Source organism: Nitrosomonas sp. Is37, from assembly GCF_033063275.1.
In the GTDB taxonomy this organism is placed as follows: domain Bacteria; phylum Pseudomonadota; class Gammaproteobacteria; order Burkholderiales; family Nitrosomonadaceae; genus Nitrosomonas.
Genome location: NZ_JAWJYP010000015.1, coordinates 62093 through 80970, shown reverse-complemented (window position 1 = coordinate 80970; position 18878 = coordinate 62093). Strand labels below are relative to the sequence as shown.

At 44.4% G+C, this 18878-nt stretch carries 17 protein-coding genes and 1 pseudogene; 12 read left to right on the top strand and 6 right to left on the bottom strand.

Going from position 1 to position 18878, the window contains the following annotated elements; all coding sequences use genetic code 11:
- Window positions 1–134: 134 nt before the first annotated feature.
- Window positions 135–407 (bottom strand): annotated as a pseudogene (locus tag R2Q26_RS08780) (DEAD/DEAH box helicase); the annotation flags it as partial.
- 61 nt (window positions 408–468) lie between these two features.
- Complete coding sequence (locus tag R2Q26_RS08775) at window positions 469–864, bottom strand: RNA-binding S4 domain-containing protein (protein ID WP_317535918.1); 396 nt, start codon at window positions 862–864, stop codon at window positions 469–471.
- A 524-nt stretch (window positions 865–1388) separates the two neighbouring features.
- Here R2Q26_RS08775 and glnA point away from each other — a divergent pair.
- From glnA to R2Q26_RS08730, 9 genes are all read left to right on the top strand, one after another.
- Window positions 1389–2798 (top strand): type I glutamate--ammonia ligase, encoded by a 1410-nt coding sequence (gene glnA, locus R2Q26_RS08770; RefSeq protein ID WP_090569200.1) that lies wholly within the window; start codon window positions 1389–1391, stop codon window positions 2796–2798.
- Between the two features lie 95 nt (window positions 2799–2893).
- Window positions 2894–3385 (top strand): DUF4124 domain-containing protein, encoded by a 492-nt coding sequence (locus tag R2Q26_RS08765; RefSeq protein WP_317535917.1) that lies wholly within the window; start codon window positions 2894–2896, stop codon window positions 3383–3385.
- Between the two features lie 26 nt (window positions 3386–3411).
- Window positions 3412–3861: a hypothetical protein gene (locus R2Q26_RS08760; protein WP_317535916.1), complete on the top strand. Its 450-nt coding sequence runs from the start codon at window positions 3412–3414 to the stop codon at window positions 3859–3861.
- A gap of 83 nt (window positions 3862–3944) precedes the next feature.
- Entirely contained in the window at window positions 3945–4406 is a 462-nt protein-coding gene (locus R2Q26_RS08755) for an isoprenylcysteine carboxylmethyltransferase family protein (RefSeq protein ID WP_317535915.1), read from the top strand.
- 112 nt (window positions 4407–4518) lie between these two features.
- On the top strand, window positions 4519–5628 hold the full coding sequence (locus R2Q26_RS08750; protein WP_317535914.1) for a DUF2130 domain-containing protein: 1110 nt from the start codon (window positions 4519–4521) through the stop codon (window positions 5626–5628).
- Window positions 5609–5800, top strand: a complete 192-nt coding sequence (locus R2Q26_RS08745) for a DUF2130 domain-containing protein (RefSeq protein ID WP_317535913.1) — start codon at window positions 5609–5611, stop codon at window positions 5798–5800. Before R2Q26_RS08750 ends, R2Q26_RS08745 begins: the two co-directional genes overlap by 20 nt.
- Before the next feature lie 184 nt (window positions 5801–5984).
- Window positions 5985–8357, top strand: a complete 2373-nt coding sequence (gene lon, locus R2Q26_RS08740) for an endopeptidase La (RefSeq protein ID WP_317535912.1) — start codon at window positions 5985–5987, stop codon at window positions 8355–8357.
- 284 nt (window positions 8358–8641) lie between these two features.
- Window positions 8642–8815: a hypothetical protein gene (locus R2Q26_RS08735; protein ID WP_317535911.1), complete on the top strand. Its 174-nt coding sequence runs from the start codon at window positions 8642–8644 to the stop codon at window positions 8813–8815.
- A 195-nt stretch (window positions 8816–9010) separates the two neighbouring features.
- Complete coding sequence (locus R2Q26_RS08730; RefSeq protein WP_090569186.1) at window positions 9011–9199, top strand: hypothetical protein; 189 nt, start codon at window positions 9011–9013, stop codon at window positions 9197–9199.
- An 80-nt stretch (window positions 9200–9279) separates the two neighbouring features.
- Here the strand turns inward: R2Q26_RS08730 and mutL are convergent, their stop codons facing one another.
- Window positions 9280–11058: a DNA mismatch repair endonuclease MutL gene (gene mutL / locus R2Q26_RS08725; protein ID WP_317535910.1), complete on the bottom strand. Its 1779-nt coding sequence runs from the start codon at window positions 11056–11058 to the stop codon at window positions 9280–9282.
- A gap of 270 nt (window positions 11059–11328) precedes the next feature.
- Here mutL and rpiA point away from each other — a divergent pair, with 270 nt between their 5' ends.
- From rpiA to ppx, 3 genes are all read left to right on the top strand, one after another.
- Window positions 11329–11988 (top strand): ribose-5-phosphate isomerase RpiA, encoded by a 660-nt coding sequence (rpiA, locus tag R2Q26_RS08720; protein ID WP_317535909.1) that lies wholly within the window; start codon window positions 11329–11331, stop codon window positions 11986–11988.
- Window positions 11989–12063: 75 nt separating this feature from the next.
- A complete protein-coding gene (phoU, locus tag R2Q26_RS08715) occupies window positions 12064–12771 on the top strand; it encodes a phosphate signaling complex protein PhoU (protein ID WP_090569178.1) in 708 nt (235 codons plus the stop codon).
- Between the two features lie 44 nt (window positions 12772–12815).
- Window positions 12816–14339 carry an exopolyphosphatase gene (gene ppx, locus R2Q26_RS08710; protein ID WP_317535908.1) on the top strand — a complete coding sequence of 508 codons (1524 nt, stop codon included), beginning with the start codon at window positions 12816–12818 and terminating at the stop codon, window positions 14337–14339.
- Between the two features lie 29 nt (window positions 14340–14368).
- Here ppx and R2Q26_RS08705 read toward each other — a convergent pair whose 3' ends face one another.
- The 3 genes from R2Q26_RS08705 to R2Q26_RS08695 all read right to left on the bottom strand — a co-directional run bounded on the left by R2Q26_RS08705 (window position 14369) and on the right by R2Q26_RS08695 (window position 18872).
- Window positions 14369–14821, bottom strand: a complete 453-nt coding sequence (locus R2Q26_RS08705) for a type IV pilin protein (protein ID WP_317535907.1) — start codon at window positions 14819–14821, stop codon at window positions 14369–14371.
- A 91-nt stretch (window positions 14822–14912) separates the two neighbouring features.
- Window positions 14913–18302 carry a pilus assembly protein gene (locus R2Q26_RS08700; protein ID WP_317535906.1) on the bottom strand — a complete coding sequence of 1130 codons (3390 nt, stop codon included), beginning with the start codon at window positions 18300–18302 and terminating at the stop codon, window positions 14913–14915.
- A gap of 12 nt (window positions 18303–18314) precedes the next feature.
- On the bottom strand, window positions 18315–18872 hold the full coding sequence (locus R2Q26_RS08695; RefSeq protein WP_317535905.1) for a PilX N-terminal domain-containing pilus assembly protein: 558 nt from the start codon (window positions 18870–18872) through the stop codon (window positions 18315–18317).
- Between the last annotated feature and the right edge of the window lie 6 nt (window positions 18873–18878).

Here is an 18878-nt window from a genome sequence, read left to right as displayed (position 1 = left end):
CCGACTTAGCAAAAGCTACGAGTGCCTAACGCGTACAGATGAAACTTGGATTTACATCGCTATGACCCGTATTATGTTGAGGCGATTAACCTAGAGCAGGAGTTTCCAAACAGCTTCTTAGAGGTTTCCAATTGGGAGAGCGAAGAATTCAAATACGCTGCTCGTGCTCCTCTTTTGCACAAAGTGACTACCTGATTCTGCATCAGTGCGATTAACGGTGAAATAATGATTGCGACCCCATTGCGCATAAGTGCAGGAATCTGGTAACACAACGATTTTCCTCCGCCTGTTGGCATCAATACCACACAATCATGACCACTGGTAACATGAGTGATGATTTCAGCTTGTTGACCACGGAAGCTACTATAGCCGAAAACTTCCTTGAGGGTTGTAAGCGTACGAGACATCATTTTGAAAAATCCCGCTAACTTAACCAAAATTGAATAGCCAACGATTCATGCGTAAGCGCTATTGCCGATTTTTGAAATGATCTATTTCACGCCGGTCGCGTTTGGTGGGCCTACCTTTGGTATAAAATTGCTGTGGCTGCATTTTAATTTGCTCCACAAGCACTTCGCGTGCTTTACGGCTTGCATCAGTCTCCTGATAGAGTTGCTGCGCCTCTGATGCCGAACCTCGCTTATTGGATAATGCTATCACTTTGATTTCGTATTGATAATGCGCAATCCGAATGGTGAGCATGTCACCAAGTGCCACAGTCTTGGCTGGTTTCACCCGTGCACCATTAATGTGTATTTTACCGCGTTCTACTGCTTCTGCCGCTAGAGAGCGTGTCTTAAAAAAGCGCGCGGCATAAAGCCATTTATCAATACGGAATTTTTCGATATCGTTTTGCGGCATCATCGTTTTGCTACATCAATCAATTCATTGGTGATTATCTGAAAAGTGCCGGTACAATAAGATCATACTGTTGACTAAACTGAATATTCAGAATCGTAGTTTCTGCCAAATAAATGTTAAGTTCTGGCCTTAATTCCATGATGATAGTATCGTATAAATGGATGCTCTGGTGAGCATAAATAAAGATATGACAGCCATACTTGAATAGCAACTGGCGAAGAAGGCAAAATTACCGAATTATTATATAATTAGCGGATAATTTGAATTACAGGACGAATACCTGTTGCTTGCTGATTAAAAGTCTGTACTGGATCTTCCATAGCTAATTACCCTGCGTGATACAAATACTCTAGGAATAATATCTCTGAGGATGATTTTAAGCAGTATGCTTAATGACTATAGAAATCTGTTCTTTGTTGCCTATCAAAGGAAGGCACATTGTTTATTTCATATTTCACGCTACATACACTGTATATAATTTTCTTAAATAGCTTTTACAAAACCATAATGCCTGTCTGGAGATAAAAATGGCGGTAGCTGATGTTTTAAAAAAAATTCAAGACCATGAAGTTAAATTTGTTGATCTGCGTTTTACTGATACTAACGGCAAGGAACATCATGTAACAGTTCCTGCCCATGCCTTTACTGCAGACAAATTTGAAGATGGGCACGCGTTTGATGGTTCTTCTATTGCGGGTTGGAAGGGAATTCATGCTTCGGATATGTTACTTATGCCCGATCCCGACACAGCTACGATGGATCCGTTTATGGATGAAGCGACATTGTTCCTTACCTGTGATGTGGTTGATCCTTCTGACGGACAAGGCTATATCCGTGATCCCCGTTCACTAGCAAAACGTGGTGAAGTCTACCTTAAATCTACCGGTGTCGGGGATATTGCTTATTTCGGTCCCGAGCTTGAATTTTTTGTTTTTGATTCTGTACGCTGGCAAACCAGTATGGCAGGGTGTTTTCTAAAAATCGAATCAGAGGAAGCTGCCTGGAGTTCGAAAAAGAAATACGAAAATGGCAATATTGGACATCGACCTACCATCAAGGGTGGATACTTCCCTGTGCCACCAGTTGATTCGCTCCATGATATTCGTTCGGCGATGTGCCTTGTTCTGGAAGAGATGGGCATCAGTGTCGAGGTTCATCATCATGAAGTCGCCAATGCGGGCCAATGTGAAATTGGTACCCGATTTAATAGCTTAGTAAAGCGTGCAGACTGGAATCAGATACTCAAATACGTCGTGCACAATGTAGCCCATTCCTATGGTAAGACGGCTACATTTATGCCAAAACCTATCGTGGGGGATAATGGTTCTGGTATGCATGTTCATCAATCGATTTGGAAAGATGGAAAGAACTTGTTCTCGGGAAATGGTTATGCTGGAATGTCTGAAACAGCGTTGTATTATATTGGTGGCATTATCAAGCATGCAAAGGCATTGAATGCGATTACCAATCCTGGCACCAATTCGTACAAAAGACTCGTTGCTGGTTTTGAAGCACCTGTCAATATTGCTTATTCTGCTAGTAACCGTTCCGCTGCAGTGCGTATTCCCCATGCCAGCAATCCTAAGCAACGACGTATTGAAATACGTTTTCCTGACCCAATTGCCAATCCCTATCTAGCATTTACTGCATTGTTGATGGCCGGGCTTGATGGTATTCAGAACAAAATTCATCCTGGCGACCCCATGGATAAAAATCTTTATGATCTTCCTCCCGAAGAAGCATCTAAAGTTCCGAGTACTTGTAACTCCTTGGAGGAAGCACTGCAGAATCTAGATAAGGATCGTGAATTTCTTACCCGAGGTGGTGTATTCTCCAATGACATGATCGATGCTTATATTGCCTTGAAGATGGAAGAAGCAATGCTCTATCGGATTAATACTCACCCCGTTGAGTTTTCAATGTATTACAGTTTGTAAATAAAAAGCAAATTTGAGGTGTTTATTATTTTATTGCCTTAGCTTCATTTGATTGAAAATTTAATCAGTTTTAATTTTTCAGTCGGGAGATTGCTATGGGGCAAAAAAATTTTGCCATTGCTTCAGTCTTGGCAGCTTTGTTAACTATTACGACTCATGCGGCGGCAGGTATTTATAAGCTTGTAGATGAAAATGGTCATGTAACCTATACCAATGCACCAGTTAAGGGCGGACAGAAGCTCCAGTTTAACTCTTCAGAGACCAAAGTGGTCGCAAAAGTTACGACAATGGCGCCTTTGACCAGAGGAGATTTTCCAAAAGTAACGGATGGTCAGCAGAAGAAGCGAGATATTAACCGTCGTCAAATTCTTGAGAATGAATTGGCTACAGAAACAAAATACTTGGTGGAGATACAGCAGGCTTTAAATGAAGCTATAAAAACTTTGAGACAAGTTGCGCCTAATAATACCCAATTGTTGCTTGATACCCATATTTCAGAAAATGAAAATATAAAGAAGCTTCGTAATCAAATTACCTTGCATGAAAGAAATATCATGGCGCTACGTGCTGAGTTGGGAAATCGCTAATCATTGTCATTCTGAATGATTGCCTCATGAAGACTGTCAACATTTTATTCGTGTTGCTTTTTACATATAGTTTTCTGTGTATGGCTCAGTCAGGAGTATACAAGCATGTAAATCAAGACGGTCATACCTTTTATTCTGATACTGAAATGAAGGGTGCTAGTGAGATTGATTTGTCCGAGATAACAGTATTGCCAGCAGGTCGCTACGTTCCAGCAAGTTTAGCCATAAAAAAAGGCGCAACTCCACCCGAGCACAATGAGGTAGTCGAGAAAAAGATCGATCAAGAAATAGCGCAAACACCTATGCCTGAGATTGCTCGTCAAAATTCTTCTGACAAAAATGTAAATCAACTGAATGATTATGGCCGAGTGCAACAAGTCATTGAAGAAATGGCTCTTTACGAGGATAGTATCGAAGTGCTTGAAATTGAGCTTTATAATTTAGGGGTGGCTATTAAGGAGCGCATGAAGGAATAACACTTAGAAATAGAACGATCTTCGCTTCGTTTATTTATTGATTCGATTTCTTTCTATTTTGATTCGATGTCAGATCAAAGCCTATGAAAGCATTTGAACTCAAAATTCCTCCTATTATAATAATGTCAATTATTGGCATTATTATGTGGTTTATTGCAATTCTTGTCCCTCAGTTAGCGCTAACTATTCCTGGGCGAGTCATTATGGCGACAGTTGTCGGCTTTACTGGCATTGTGTTTATTCTGGCAGGTGCTATAGCGTTCAGAGTGGCAGGGACAACAGTCAATCCGATGCAGCCGAGCAAAACATCGTCCATCGTGACTGGGGGCGTCTATAAAATAAGCCGTAATCCTATGTATATCGGTTTTTTGCTGATACTTTTATCATGGGCGTTATTATTGTCAAATATAGTTTCCTTGGCAGGATTACCTCTCTTTGTTTGGTATATGAATCGTTTTCAAATCATCCTGGAGGAACAAGCGTTGATTGCTAAGTTTGGGACTGAATATGTTGCTTACACGAAAAGCGTGCGCAGATGGTTATGAGTTCTGATTATCAGTGTTATTGCGCCTTGCAGCCATCTATAAAAGGGGGAGTTCATATTTCTGTGGTGTACAAATTAAGATGTGTGTGTAATACCTAATTTATCGATAGTGTATGAACGAGCCAACCATTACTTGTTCTAATTGCCACACTGAAATTCGGCTTACTGAATCGCTCGCTGCTCCTTTGCTGGCTGCCACTCACCAGCAATATCAGCAGCGGCTTGCGCAAAAAGATCATGAAATCGCCAAACGTGAACAGGATATCCGCGAGCAGGAAAAGTATCTGATCGAGGCCAGGCGAAATCTTGAGCAGCAAATTACTGAACAGGTTGCAGCTCAGCTCAAGATTGACCGTGCACGACTGATTGAGGAGGAATCCAGAAAAGCCAAACTGGCGATTGCTTCTGAGTTAGAAAGCAAGGTTCGTGAATTGGCTGACCTTCAGGAATTGCTCAGGACGCGTGACCAGAAGCTTGCTGAAGCACAACATGCACAAGCAGAGCTCATCAAAAAGCAACGTGAGTTGGATAACGCCAAACGCGAGCTAGAATTGACAGTTGAGAAACGAGTTCAAGAAAATCTGGCGACAGTACGATTTCAGGCTCGTCGTGAAGTAGAGGAAAGCCTCAAATTAAAGGTTATGGAGAAAGATCAAACCATAACCTCGATGCAGCAGAAAATAGAAGAGCTTAAACAGAAAGCCGAGCAGGGTTCACAGCAGCTACAGGTAGAAGTGCAGGAGTTGGAGCTTGAGACGTTGCTGCGTGCCAAATCTCCTCTGGATGCTATTGAACCGGTTCCGAAAGGTGATTTCGGGGGAGATGTGTTGCATTATGTGTTTAGTCAGAGTGGTCAGCAAAGCGGTGTTATTTTATGGGAGTCCAAACGCACTAAAAATTGGAGCGATACCTGGTTGGTAAAATTGCGTGAGGATCAGCGTAATGCAAAAGCGGAAGTGTCGATCCTGGTCAGCCAAGCGTTACCGAAGGGAATTGAAACCTTTGATGTTGTGGAGGGAGTTTGGGTGGCGCATCCACGGGTGGCACTCCCAGTAGCGACTATTCTGCGTCATGCTTTACTTCAAGTCGGCCTTGCGCGACAGGTCTCAGAAGGGCAGCAAACTAAGACCGAAATGGTTTCAATACTTAGCTGGACCACGTTTTCGTCAGCGCATAGAAGCGATCGTCGAAGCCTTTACTACGATGCAGGAAGATTTAGATAAAGAGCGCAAAGTTATCATGAAGCAATGGGCGGAACGTGAAGAACAGATTGAGCGGGTAATGGGCGCGACAGTGGGCATGTATGGAGATTTGCAGGGCATAGCCGGGAAATCGCTGCAAGAAATTGCAGGTTTGGAGTTTGAAGCTATCGAGATAAAAGAATTGGATCTTTAAACGATAATTTTTAGTCATTATGTGAATTTGATTGGCTTAATGGTTGTCAACATGTTTTAGGTGTAATTGAAAACATGAAGGGCGTTCAGTACATTTTATCCGGATACGGAAAAAATGGTGGAGCTGGAAATTCTTTAATCCAGAATAGAATGGCTCATTCATCTCATTCATGGAGAAACCGATCATGGAACAATCAGCCGTAACCAACTTCGAATTACCCGATGACGTCATTGCGCTGATCCCCATGCGCAACGTTGTGTTATTTCCACATGTTATCATGCCGATTTCTGTCGGGCGCGCCAAGTCAATCGCTACAATCGAGCACGCACTACAATCGAATTCTTCTATCGGTATCGTATTACAACGAGATGCTTCAGTTGATAATCCTGGACTAAATGATCTATGTCTGATTGGCACCATTGCTAGGATTGTACGCCATATTTCTGCGACTGATGGCACGCAGCATGTCGTGTGTCAGGGGGTGGAACGTTTCCAGATTGAGGAATTGATTGAGGGCTATCCTTTTCTAGCTGCTCGGATAAGCCGTATCGAAGAAACTTCTCAACTATCCACTCAAGCCGAAGCACTCGCTGTGCAACTGCGCGAGCGCGCAACCGAAATTTTGTCGCTAATACCAGGAATCCCTGCAGAGCTTGGGCATGCTCTGCAGACGACCCGTGCGCCTGCGCAACTTGCCGACATTACAGCCAGTTTGCTTGATACGGAGGTCAGTGAAAAGCAAGCGCTACTCGAAACGATTGATATCGAGGAGCGGTTACAAAAAGTTCTGAAGCTCTTGTCACACCGGATTGAGGTGTTAAGGCTATCGAAAGAAATCAGTGAACGTACCAAGGAGCAGATGGAAGATCGCGAGCGCAAGTATTTATTGCGAGAGCAATTGAAGGCGATTCAAAAAGAATTGGGTGAGAACGGGGACCATGACCAGGAAATTGCCCAACTCAATGAAGCAATCACAAAAGCGGGCATGCCCGCTGAGATCGAGGCACAGACTCGCAAAGAGCTCCAACGATTGCAGCGTATGCCAACTGCCTCAAGCGAATACTCAATGCTTCATACTTATTTGGAATGGATGACCGAGTTATCTTGGCGATTACCGGAAGAAACGCCGATTGATCTCAATGTTGCTCGTGAAATTCTAGAGGCTGATCACTTTGGATTGGAACGCGTCAAGCAACGTATCATCGAGTTTCTAGCAGTTCAGAAATTAAAGCCACACGGTCGAGCACCCATCCTTTGCTTTGTGGGTCCACCAGGGGTGGGAAAAACATCGCTCGGTCAAAGTATTGCTCGGGCTCTGCAACGACCATTCGTTCGAGTGTCGCTAGGAGGTATACACGATGAAGCGGAAATGCGTGGCCACCGGCGTACTTATGTGGGCGCAATGCCAGGTAATATCATACAGGGTATACGTAAGGCAGGTGCGCGTAACTGTGTAATGATGCTCGATGAAATCGATAAGATGACAGTGAGCGCGCATGGAGATCCAGCGGCAGCGCTGCTTGAGATCCTGGATCCAGAGCAAAACTCGACTTTCCGGGATAATTATCTTGGTGTTCCGTTTGATTTAAGTCATGTAATTTTTATTGCTACCGCCAATGTTATTGATCAGGTTTCTCCGCCGGTACGTGACCGTATGGAGATTATTGATTTGCCCGGTTACACGCGTGAGGAAAAGCTTCAAATCGCGTTACGTTATCTGGTACATCGCCAGCGGGAAGCCAATGGTTTGCGCGCAGATCAATGTGAGCTAACAGTTGCAACGTTGGATAGCCTCATTGCTAACTATACCCGTGAAGCAGGGGTACGCCAGCTTGAACGTGAGATTGGCCGGATCATGCGTCATACTGCTTTGCGCATTGCAGAAAATGCGCAACTTCAAGTGCGTGTCGATGCATCTGATCTTGATGCCATACTCGGCCCTGCTAGATACGAACATGAAACTGCTGCACGTACCAGTTTACCAGGCGTGGCTACTGGGCTGGCATGGACACCAGTAGGTGGCGATATCCTGTTTATTGAAGCTACGCGAGTAAGTGGTAGCGGGCGCTTGATTTTGACGGGGCAGCTTGGTGATGTCATGAAGGAAAGTGCCCAGGCAGCACTGACGCTGGTAAAAGCGCACGCTAATGAACTGAATATTCCTGTATCAATGTTTGAAGGGATCGATGTGCACTTACACGTTCCGGCAGGAGCTATTCCAAAGGATGGGCCCAGTGCGGGAGTAGCAATGTTTGTTGCGCTTACCTCATTGTTTACCAATCGACCGGTGCACCATGAAGTTGCGATGACAGGTGAAATCAGCTTACGTGGATTAGTGCTGCCAGTTGGGGGCATCAAGGAGAAGATACTTGCCGCGCAAAGAGCGGGTTTGCAAGCAGTACTCTTACCAGCACGTAACCAGAAAGATTTGCGTGATGTGCCAGAAACAGCAAAATCAGCCATGCAGTTTATTTATTTGGAAACAGTTGATGACGCGATTCAGGCAGCATTAGCTCAGCCAAACTATTCGACTGTGCCAGAATTCAAACTTGTTTGAACTTGGCCTGGATATTTCACCAGGCTGACCTGTACCATGATGCAAAAACTGATGAACAAGCGCTTCTGGATAGATTTACACAATCCAATTTTTACCATTGGTCTTCGCGGGCGCTGGCAGGTAATTTGTGGCATTTTTTTACTCCCACTTCACGCCAGTAGTCACGAATATTGACTTGGCGCGGGATGCGTAAATCTGCTCGCAAATCGTCTCGCCATCATCCCCCGTCTTGGCGAAATATCCGGGCCAGAAACCATTTTTAGGTTGAATGAGCGTCGTAATTCATGCCTTGGACTGCTGAGCATTACCCGCCAGCTATGCAAAATTTACCGCTGTTAGTTCGACTGAAGGCCATTGCCATTGCCAATGCTTTAGTGGCTGAAAGAATGGAGGAGGGCCGTGCAATCCGTATTGCCATTGCCAAGGCGAAGCAGTGGGCTTATCGGGATACTACATAAATTTGCTCGCAAATTTCCTTCGCTATCATCTCGCGTTCTGGTGTGGTGTCTTTGTTCACTTTCTCTACTAGAAACGATACTGAATGTTATTAAAAGTTTGATCAAGATCAATATTTCCCATAGTTATAACGAGTACTATCTAATCGAAGTTTAAAAAACAATTTTAATTATCTGCTAACGTTAAGGAAATTTTATATGAGAGCTCAATACATAGCTGCAATGATAACGGTATGGGTATTGGTTGGCTGTGGCAAGCCATCAGCACCAGAGACTCCTGATCCTTCGGCTTATGGAAAAACTATTCAGCCCTTCCATCAAATACCTGCAGATGTTCAGGAAGGTGAAGGTAAAGCCAGATCTACAGAAGAGAAATCGAATTATTAAAAATTTACGAGTGTTCTATAGTTTCAGGTTTTGTGCGAGAGCGAGGCTATAGAACACAGTTGTTTTTTGCCTATTGAGAGCTAATTTCCTCGCATGAACATCTTATCAAGCTCAACCAAACTAATAGCGAACCAGGTTGGTCTGCCATGATTGCATTGATCGGAGCGTTCAGTTGCTTCCATTTCGCGCAACAATGCATTCATTTCGGTGATCGTTAATTGACGATTGGCACGGACAGAACCATGGCAAGCCATAGTCGCTAAAAGCTCGTTACGTCTACTGGTTAATATCTGACTGCCTCCAAATTCACGAATTTCAGCTAACACATCGCGTGCGAGCTTGATTATATCGGCATCTTTCAGCACTACTGGCACTGCTCGTATGATTAACGAGGTGGGAGAAAGCGTAGCTATTTCAAAACCTAGCTCATTTAAAACAGCGTGATTTTCCTCGACTGTGGCGACATCTAATCGATCAGCCTGAAAAGTAACTGGAATTAACAGCGGTTGCATGGATAATGAATGTTGATCAAGCGCTAATTTGAGTTTTTCATAAACCACGCGTTCATGAGCAGCATGCATATCTACAATGATCAAACCTTGCTCATTTTGTGCCAGGATATAAACCCCGAGCAGTTGTCCTAATGCAAAACCTAGCGGTGGAATTGGCTGCGTGGGCTGAATGGGTGAATTGCTAGGATCCATTTTGAGCAAATCCGATTTATCACCGTATAACGTCGGATAAAAAGATGAGGGTTGGGCAACGGTTGTGAGTGGTAAATTTACTTGCCGTGAATAGCTTACCGGAGGACGTTTAGAATTTTGGGTTACTTGAGTAACGATGGCAGGGGGTATTTGAGAATCCGCTTGGCGATGAGGTGAAGCCAATACTTTGTTAATACTGTGGAAAACAAATTGATGCACAGCTTGCGCATCACGGAAACGCACTTCTGCTTTGGCTGGATGCACGTTAACGTCTACGTTTTGAGGGTTGATTTGAAGATACAGCACGTAGGCGGGATGTCGATCCAGATGTAGCACATCGCGATAGGCTTCACGTAAAGCATGAGAAATCAGCTTATCCCTGACGTAACGGCCATTGACAAAAAAATATTGCAAGTCGCGAGCTGAACGCGAATAATTTGGCAATGCGACCATGCCTTGCAAGCTGATATCATTTGCCTGCTCGGAAACCAGCACGGCAGTCTGGCTGAATTCTTTTCCTAGAACAGCTGTAATACGCTGAATGGTATCTGCTGCATATAAGTGACTTCGTGTCTTATTATTGTGTTGTAAATTGAATGCGATATCGGCATGGGAAAGAGCGATACGCCGGAATACTTCCTCACAATGTGCGAATTCAGTGGCTTCAGTTTTCAGAAACTTGCGACGTGCCGGCAGATTAAAAAAAAGATCACGCACTTCCAGAGTAGTGCCAACGCTGTGTGCTGTTGGTTCTGGACGGGTAACTTGTCCTCCTTCCGCTTGAATACGCCAGGCATGTTTGTCGCCTGATTGATAACTCGCTAATAATAATCGAGAGACTGCTCCGATACTGGCGAGTGCTTCGCCACGAAATCCCAGGCTGGCTATTTTGTGTAAATCTTCCTGTGCGCTGATTTTGCTCGTTGCGTGGCGTGCTAACGCAAGAGGCAAGTCACTTCCGGAAATTCCTTTTCCATTGTCAACTACGCGGATCAGGTGAAGGCCGCCTTGCATAATTTGGACGGTAATTTCTGTTGCACCAGCGTCTATACTGTTTTCCAGGATTTCTTTCAATACCGAAGCGGGTCGCTCGATCACTTCTCCTGCAGCGATCTGATTGATGAGTACATCCGGAAGCAATTTGATTACATTCATGTGAAAATAAAATGAGTATTCATAGTCATTATTTTGCCTTAAAGTTATGATACTCTTGAGAGCAAGTCACATACTAATTTTACTGAAATCGATAAAGCAAGGATTAGGCAAGGAATTTCTAGGTTAAGCGTTGGAATCTTCTATTAAGAAATGGGAGTTTATTGACAGAACTGTTAAGTGTTACTCAGGATACAACGTTGTTATTGTCTAAATATTCAGTTAATACTATTCTGATGGTTGACTATTATTTGATACCGATACAGGAGCACCATGACACAAGATGAACAAAAGCGTGCGGCTGCACAAGCAGCCACTCAACATATTCCGATTGGGGCTGTAATTGGGGTTGGAACTGGCTCTACCGCAAACTATTTTATCGATGAGCTTGCTAAAATCAAGCATAAAATTGAAGGTGCAGTTGCCAGCTCCGAGGCAACTGCGCAACGTTTACGCAAGCATGATATAGACGTATTAGATCTTAACATGGTTACAGATTTGCCTGTTTACGTAGATGGTGCAGATGAAATTACCAAGCATTTGCATATGATCAAAGGTGGCGGCGGTGCTTTGACCCGTGAAAAAATTGTTGCAGCTGTAGCCAGAAAATTCATATGCGTCGCCGACCAGAGTAAGTTAGTAAATATCTTGGGTACATTTCCACTTCCAGTAGAAGTCATTCCAATGGCGCGTAGTTATGTGGCTCGTGAAATTACCTTATTGGGTGGTCATCCAGCGCTGCGTCAGGGATTTATTACAGATAATGGCAACGTCATTCTGGATATCCATGGTCTACAAATCCTGAATCCGGTTGAGTTGGAAACGAGACTTAATCAAATAACGGGAGTCGTCACTAACGGTTTGTTTGCCAGAAAAGGTGCTGATATTTTATTGCTAGGCACAGACAGCGGTGTTGAAACAATAACTGCTTGATAGCTAGACTAGAAATAAAACTTCATTGGCTACACATAAAATAATTGTTTCATCTTACTGTGCAGAAGGTACGATATGGCTAGTAAAGAACACATTTCAAAAAGATTTGATGCAGATCTTGAAGAAGTGCGCACCCGTGTGTTACAAATGGGGGGATTTGTTGAGGAACAGATTGAGCGAGCAATAGATGCCTTAACAGAAGGTAATGAAACTATTATTGATCAAGTAATTGCCAATGATCATCGCGTCAATGCCATGGAAGTATCCATCGATGAGATATGCAGTCAGATCATTGCACGTAGGCAACCAACAGCAAGTGATTTACGTATGATCATGACAGTCATCAAGACGATCACTGATTTGGAACGAATCGGCGATGAGGCTGCAAAAATCGCTCGCATGGCGCGGCTCATTCATGCAGCTGACCGCTTACATGCTCCACGTTTTGTAGAAGTTAAACACGTTGCTCAAATTGCTTTGGGTATGTTGCGCCAGGCGCTGGATGCTTTTGCCCGCTTGGATCTGAATGCTGCTGCACATATCGTGCGCCAGGACGAGTTGGTTGATGAAGAATTTCGTGCCATTCTTCGGCAGCTCATCACGTTCATGATGGAAGATCCTCGTAAAATTTCTACTTCACTGGAAATTCTTTTTGTGGCAAAAGCAATCGAGCGTATTGGTGATCACGCAAAAAACATGTCTGAATATGTGGTTTATATGGTCAAAGGCAAGGATGTTCGCCATGTCACTGCTGATGAAATTGAGCGCGAAGTAAGAGGTTAAATCATTTATGTAATTTAGCTATACCTAACATTTAGCATAAGGTTATGCGCGAATATCCCACACTTGCTGCAGTTGATCTTGGTTCCAATAGTTTCCACCTCCAAGTGGCGCGTGTGGTGGGTAAACAGCTTTACCCATTAGATAGTATAAAAGAAATGGTTCGGCTGGCTGCTGGACTTACGCGTGACAGAAAGTTGGACGAAGCATGCCAGACGCGTGCCCTGGATTGTTTAAAACGCTTTGGTGAACGTCTACGGGGTTTCCCGATCCATGCTGTGCGTGTGGTTGGTACAAACTCACTTCGTGTTGCCAAAAACGCTGCAGACTTCCTTGTAAAAGCTGAGTCTGTATTGGGATTTCCAATCGAAATCATTGCCGGACATGAAGAAGCACGCCTGATTTATCTGGGAGTCGCACACAGTCTGCCAGCTTCCGAAAATAATCGGCTTATCATCGATATCGGTGGAGGCTCCACCGAATTTATTATCGGCACTCGCCTGGAGCCTAATAAACTGGAAAGCCTTTATATGGGTTGTGTCAGTCATAGTTTGCGCTTTTTCCCGGATGGAAAGATTAGCAAGGGGGCCATGAAACGTGCTGAGCTTGCGGCGCAAACTGAGATACAGAGTATTACAACAGAATTTTCAGCTGATCAATGGCAAGAGGTTTATGGATCTTCTGGAACAGCGCGTGCATTAGGTCGTATTCTTAGATTGAATAACTTTGATGATGGTAATAAAACGGAAGGGATTACGCTGGCAGGTTTGGAAGCATTTCGTGAATACCTTCTTAAAGTGGGTGACATCAGGAAGATTGAAATCGCCGGCTTACATCCCGATCGTGCACCTGTGATCGTGGGCGGCTTTGCCATCATGTTTGCTGCATTCAAGGAATTAAGTATCCCGCGTATGCTTCTTGCAACAGGTGCACTGCGTCAAGGTGTGCTTTACGATATGCTCGGCCGCTTTCATAATGAAGATATGCGAGAAGTATCCGTGCGGCAGTTTATGCAACGTTACCGTGTTGATCTTGGCCAGGCAGCACGCATAGAATCGCTCTCCTTAGCGCTGGGAAAGCAACTCCTGGCTAATTATCCTGATGAGGAAACAGTAGAAGATGCCTTGCGTTTATTGTCCTGGGCGGCACGCCTACATGAGATTGGTATTTCAGTAGCCCATTCTGGCTATCATAAACATTCTGCCTATATACTCGGGAATGCAGACATACCTGGTTTTTCTAAAATGGAGCAGATGCAACTTAGCCAACTTGTGCTCGCTCATCAGGGATCTCTGAGCAAGGTGAGTGAATTTCTGACTAATCTTATTAGTCTAGCTCAATCCATAGCGCTGCGCTTAGCGACAATTTTTTACCGCAGCCGTACGAATATCAAGTTACCTCCAATGAAAATACATGCAGGTAGTGAGGCCTGTAAGCTGTTTATTTCGCAAGCATGGTTAGAGTGCAATCCGTTAACTGAAACTTTGCTAAATGCTGAAATTGATGCTTGGGCAGCACTGAAAATTAATTTCTGTATTCAAGGCACATCCTCAAAGGAGGACTTTTCTTGAGCTTTTTTAGGGATGATGCTGGGCAACAATTAACGTTGCCAACAATCTGATGCGGCTAACGATGAATTACCGCTGACGCCTTTGATGCCCGTATGCGTTAACGTCAGGGTGGCGCACGCATCATTGGCCATTGTGCCAGTGGGAACAGCCTCCAAAGTGTAGGTGTTTTGTGTCAGTGTGCCTGCTTTAAACCGGATAGTATATTTTGCTGTACCAGTCTTGGGAGACTGGGTAACGGGTAAAGTAAAATTGGTTGCGTCGCTTTTCAGGTCATACCGATTCGCCTCAGTAAAATTACGTTCCAGTAACTGCGTCATCTCCAGCAGGATACCTTTAGCTTCTGTACGATTGGTACGACGAACATGTTCTTGATAGGAAGGTAGCGCAACTGCTGCCAGAATACCAATAACTGCTATGGTCATCATTAACTCTATCAGGGTAAAACCCAATAATCTTTTTCTCAGCTGGATCGTGTCAGTCATTTGTCTCATTCCTGTATCCTAATCAGATTTTCAATTATAAAAATTAGACTTTAGAGATAACTAGGAGTACTTTCCCCTTATATAAGTTCTGCTATTGTATCTGTTTCCAGGAGTGGCGTGGATTAAGTGAGCTTCCTTTAATTGTGTTGGTTTCGATTAAACCAGTGGTTGAGCCGGCAATCAAGTGAATGAGATTACCAGCGCTGATGGCGACTGATTCGCTGCGTACACCATTAGAGCCAATAGCTGCGATGAGTCGATCCTGGTTATTGAGTATTCCATTATCGTCGGTATCAAATTGAGGAGCTGTCAGCATACCACCCGTTTCTGAGTTTAGCAGCATTAGCCAATTCTGGCCTCCAGAAGAGCAGGCATCACTGGAAGGAATGAGTGTAGTAAAGATAATCCGTCCAAAACTGAGTTGAGGCATAATGACAGAACGCTCTCCTTGGGGAGTTGAGCTTGGCGGTTGCAGAAGATCGAGATACCACCCTTGTTTGGTCGCCCAATTTACTAAATTGTTTGATACTGTGCGTTCAAAAGGAGGCAGCACTGTTTCAGTCAAAATCGTTTGCTGTTGGAGCGTACTTCGATCCGTCGCTGATATTCGGCTACCGTTATCCCGGATTCCATAGAGGCTTTGTGTGTTGGTATTGGAATTATCTCCTGATGCAATATACTGACCAGTACCAAAATAAACGAGATACCCACCGCTTGGATGAAGCCCGATTTCCAAGGGGGAAGTGATAGATTGTACCTGATTGCTGGCATTCCTAGCTGTAAACAGAGGATATTTTGTATTTCCGGAACCGTAAGCAACATCCCATTGCCCTGAGTTACTGTGTGATAGATCGAATTTCCAAATATTGCCTTGCAAATCCCCCGCATAAACGACATCGATGATTTTATCGCCATTCGTGTCGACTAAAGCTGGGCTGGCAAGACCATTGTTGGTATTGCTATTTGTTGCGATTTTTTTAATCAGCGCACCCGTTTGCAGATCAATGATGTAAAGATAAGCGCGATCATTGTTGCTATTGTATCCATTGCTGACAATGGCAGCCCAAATACCATTGTTTAATAATGCAATTTTTGCCTGACCTGGGACAAACCCCAAATCAGCGTTGGAAAATTCCCATAGTACATTTGAAGCAGAGAAATTGGTTGGATCCGTGATATCGAGTGCGAAAATGCCTTTTCCACCATTGCCTAACGAGCCCAGCAATACGGTTCTCCAGCTGGGGGTGGCGCCAATATAAGCATCGCCGGCATAGGCGTTGCCATCAACAAAATAACGATGCGTGTAATCGGGTGAAGTCAGCCAGCTCAGTTTTGGATAAACTGCACCAGGTATATAACTGAATAGCTCAACACCCGTTTCGGCATTAAAGGCATGAAGCATCCCATCGTTCGCTCCAGTATAAATAACCGATGTTCTGCTCGCATTGGATTGAGCATAGGTAGAATAGGAAGTTTGTCCTGCTGTCCCGCTTGGCAATGCATCGTAGCCAAAATCGAGCGCTTTGACGAATAACAGATCGGAATTGACAATATCACCCAGCAGTCCATTGTTGCGATTACGAAATTTCCCACCTTGCGCCAATTCAGTCGTTTTATCACCTCGCAGCCAGGAAATTCGGCTCGTACCCAGTCCATCGTTAACACCTCCAATGTTGGTATTCAGTGCATTCTTTTGTGAGCTCGATAAAAGTGAAAAATTTGCGGAAGTAAACGCAAACCCGCTCGTTCCATTATGCGTAAAGATGGCGCGACTGGCGTGCGATGGTAACACGGAGGAGGCTTCCCATAGCGTTGTTCCTAACGATCCATCTGAACTTAATTGGTATGCGAACAACTGTCCACTCCAGTCATTACTATTAAATTTTGCTTGATAAATATGAGCGCCGGTACTCATTCGACTGGTATTCGTGGTGACTGACGCTGCTGAGCTTACCCTTGAAGTGATAGTGCTGAAGAGGTTACTCAAATTGCTGGCAAAGGTGGTTGAATCTTGTACGCTAAAGAATTTGCCTCTGCTGTTTACGGCAGCATGCCATAAATCATCAATTTTTGCAGCATCACTGGATATTGGATCTGGCCATGATTCTGATCCAGTTGGTAATGAGGATAGCGTACCCTGCACACCTAGACCAACAGTGAAATTCACCATATGTTGCCAGAAGGCAGGATCTCCCGTGTTAGTGGGTACTTTGTTGTCAAGATCGGTGCGCAAATCATTCTTCCAGTATTGCATCGCTACATCGGCAAGCGTGTTGCTGTAGTTGTCAGAATAAGGAAGTGTGGGCGTATATTTATAAGTTGCAGGTATGGCATGAGGTAGATGGTTGGTAAGGGTATTTCCTGCTGTATTATCTGAATTCCCTGTCCCCGAATAAGAATCACTCCAATAACCATCTGTCACCAGTATATGATAATTTTGTCGACATGCATATTGTGTACCCCCAGCTGAACCAGGCGTTTGTCCCCAAGGGCCTTGATCATCGGCACGCATAAAATAGCGACCTACGTTGTCAATTGCTATGCGAAGTGGTGTTCCTGCTACCGGGATAGTATGGTTATAAAGATTATCAAAAAAAGCTGTTCTATTTGTGCCGCTAAATTGCCTTACCCCATTGATAATGGTGGCTGTTGAAACGCCATCGATACTCGTACTTCCCTGGTTAATTGCGCCAAACCCAACTCGTACGCTACTTCCTGGAGCAGCAAACGCCTTACCTACGCCGGCACGTGATGACAGGATACGTGAGCGGTAATAAGTATACCAGTTAGCAAAATTCTGGATTTCTTCCTCATATGTACAAACAGGTGCAGCAGCACAGTCTGTTCGATCTGCTCCTCCTGTATAGGATGAAGTGGTTGATTTAATTTCAATCCTGGAATAGTTGTCCGCCGACAGAATTTCTCCTCCGTTGTAATTGAAATAAACAGCGGGATAGAATGTTCTTGTTTCTAAATTGGATAAATCTCCGTCACGCTCTAACCACTGGGTTGCTTGACTATTGTTGACGGTTAAATTTCTGCAGCCGGCGCTCGTATTCTTAGGATTGTGCGGCGCGCAACTGGGTGAAGCATTGCTCATCAGGGATCCATCGGCATTGCTCCAGGGCTGGTATCTTACTGTGGGGTTGTAATAAATTTTGTTAATCTGACCGGAACGTAAAGCTGCTGTGTAAGGGTTATCCGGATCAAAATCGACAGCCCGGTTCTTATAGTCATCTGCTCCATATATACTTGATGCACGAGGAAACATATAGTACACGTCCCTAAAGATCCAATCTTCCGGCATGATTTCAAACTGCATGGATCCTGAGTCATCCAGCGTAAACATCACATTAGGATCAACGGCGGTAGTCAGATATAAAGGGACATCTGATAGTGCAAGCGTTGCTTGTGCGTGAGTGGGGATGCTAGCGATGAGAGCAGCGGTTATATATATCCTGGCAACACCCAGTTTCTTCAATTTTACCTCCATTCATCTTCGGTAATCACTTTGTAATATAACTACTGCTGACTCAGTGCCGCCCACTCCTCTGGCAATGACTCTGTACATGGTTGATGTCATCGTGGTTGCTGATTGCTGCACACTGCCTCCTTTTTCTGCAGGGACAGGAATGCGCCGCTGTTCGATGATATAACGCGGTTGGCTTGCCACACCGCTCATCGTGGTGGCAATTGTCCTGCCGGAAGTAGACCATCCTGGCCAGGTAATAGGGTCTGGTGCTTGAGTTTCAGCAGCTTGAGTTTCAGCAGCTTGAGTTTCATCAGCTGGAGTTTCAGCATAAAGCCCATTTGAACCATCAAATGCGGGTAAAGTAATCTGCTGCAGAAACATTTCTCCTTCCCTGAGGGCAGCTTCAGCCGCTTGAAAAGCCAGAGTCTCGTCGCGCAAATTACCTGCCATTTTTTCTTCTAGCATGGTAGTCTGCATAGCCGTTACCCCCAGCAGCGTCATCATGACTAGAAAGATTAATCCGGTAGCGAGAACGACACCACGTTGTCTTGATGCAAGTTTAGCTTCCTGATAAATCATGTCTCA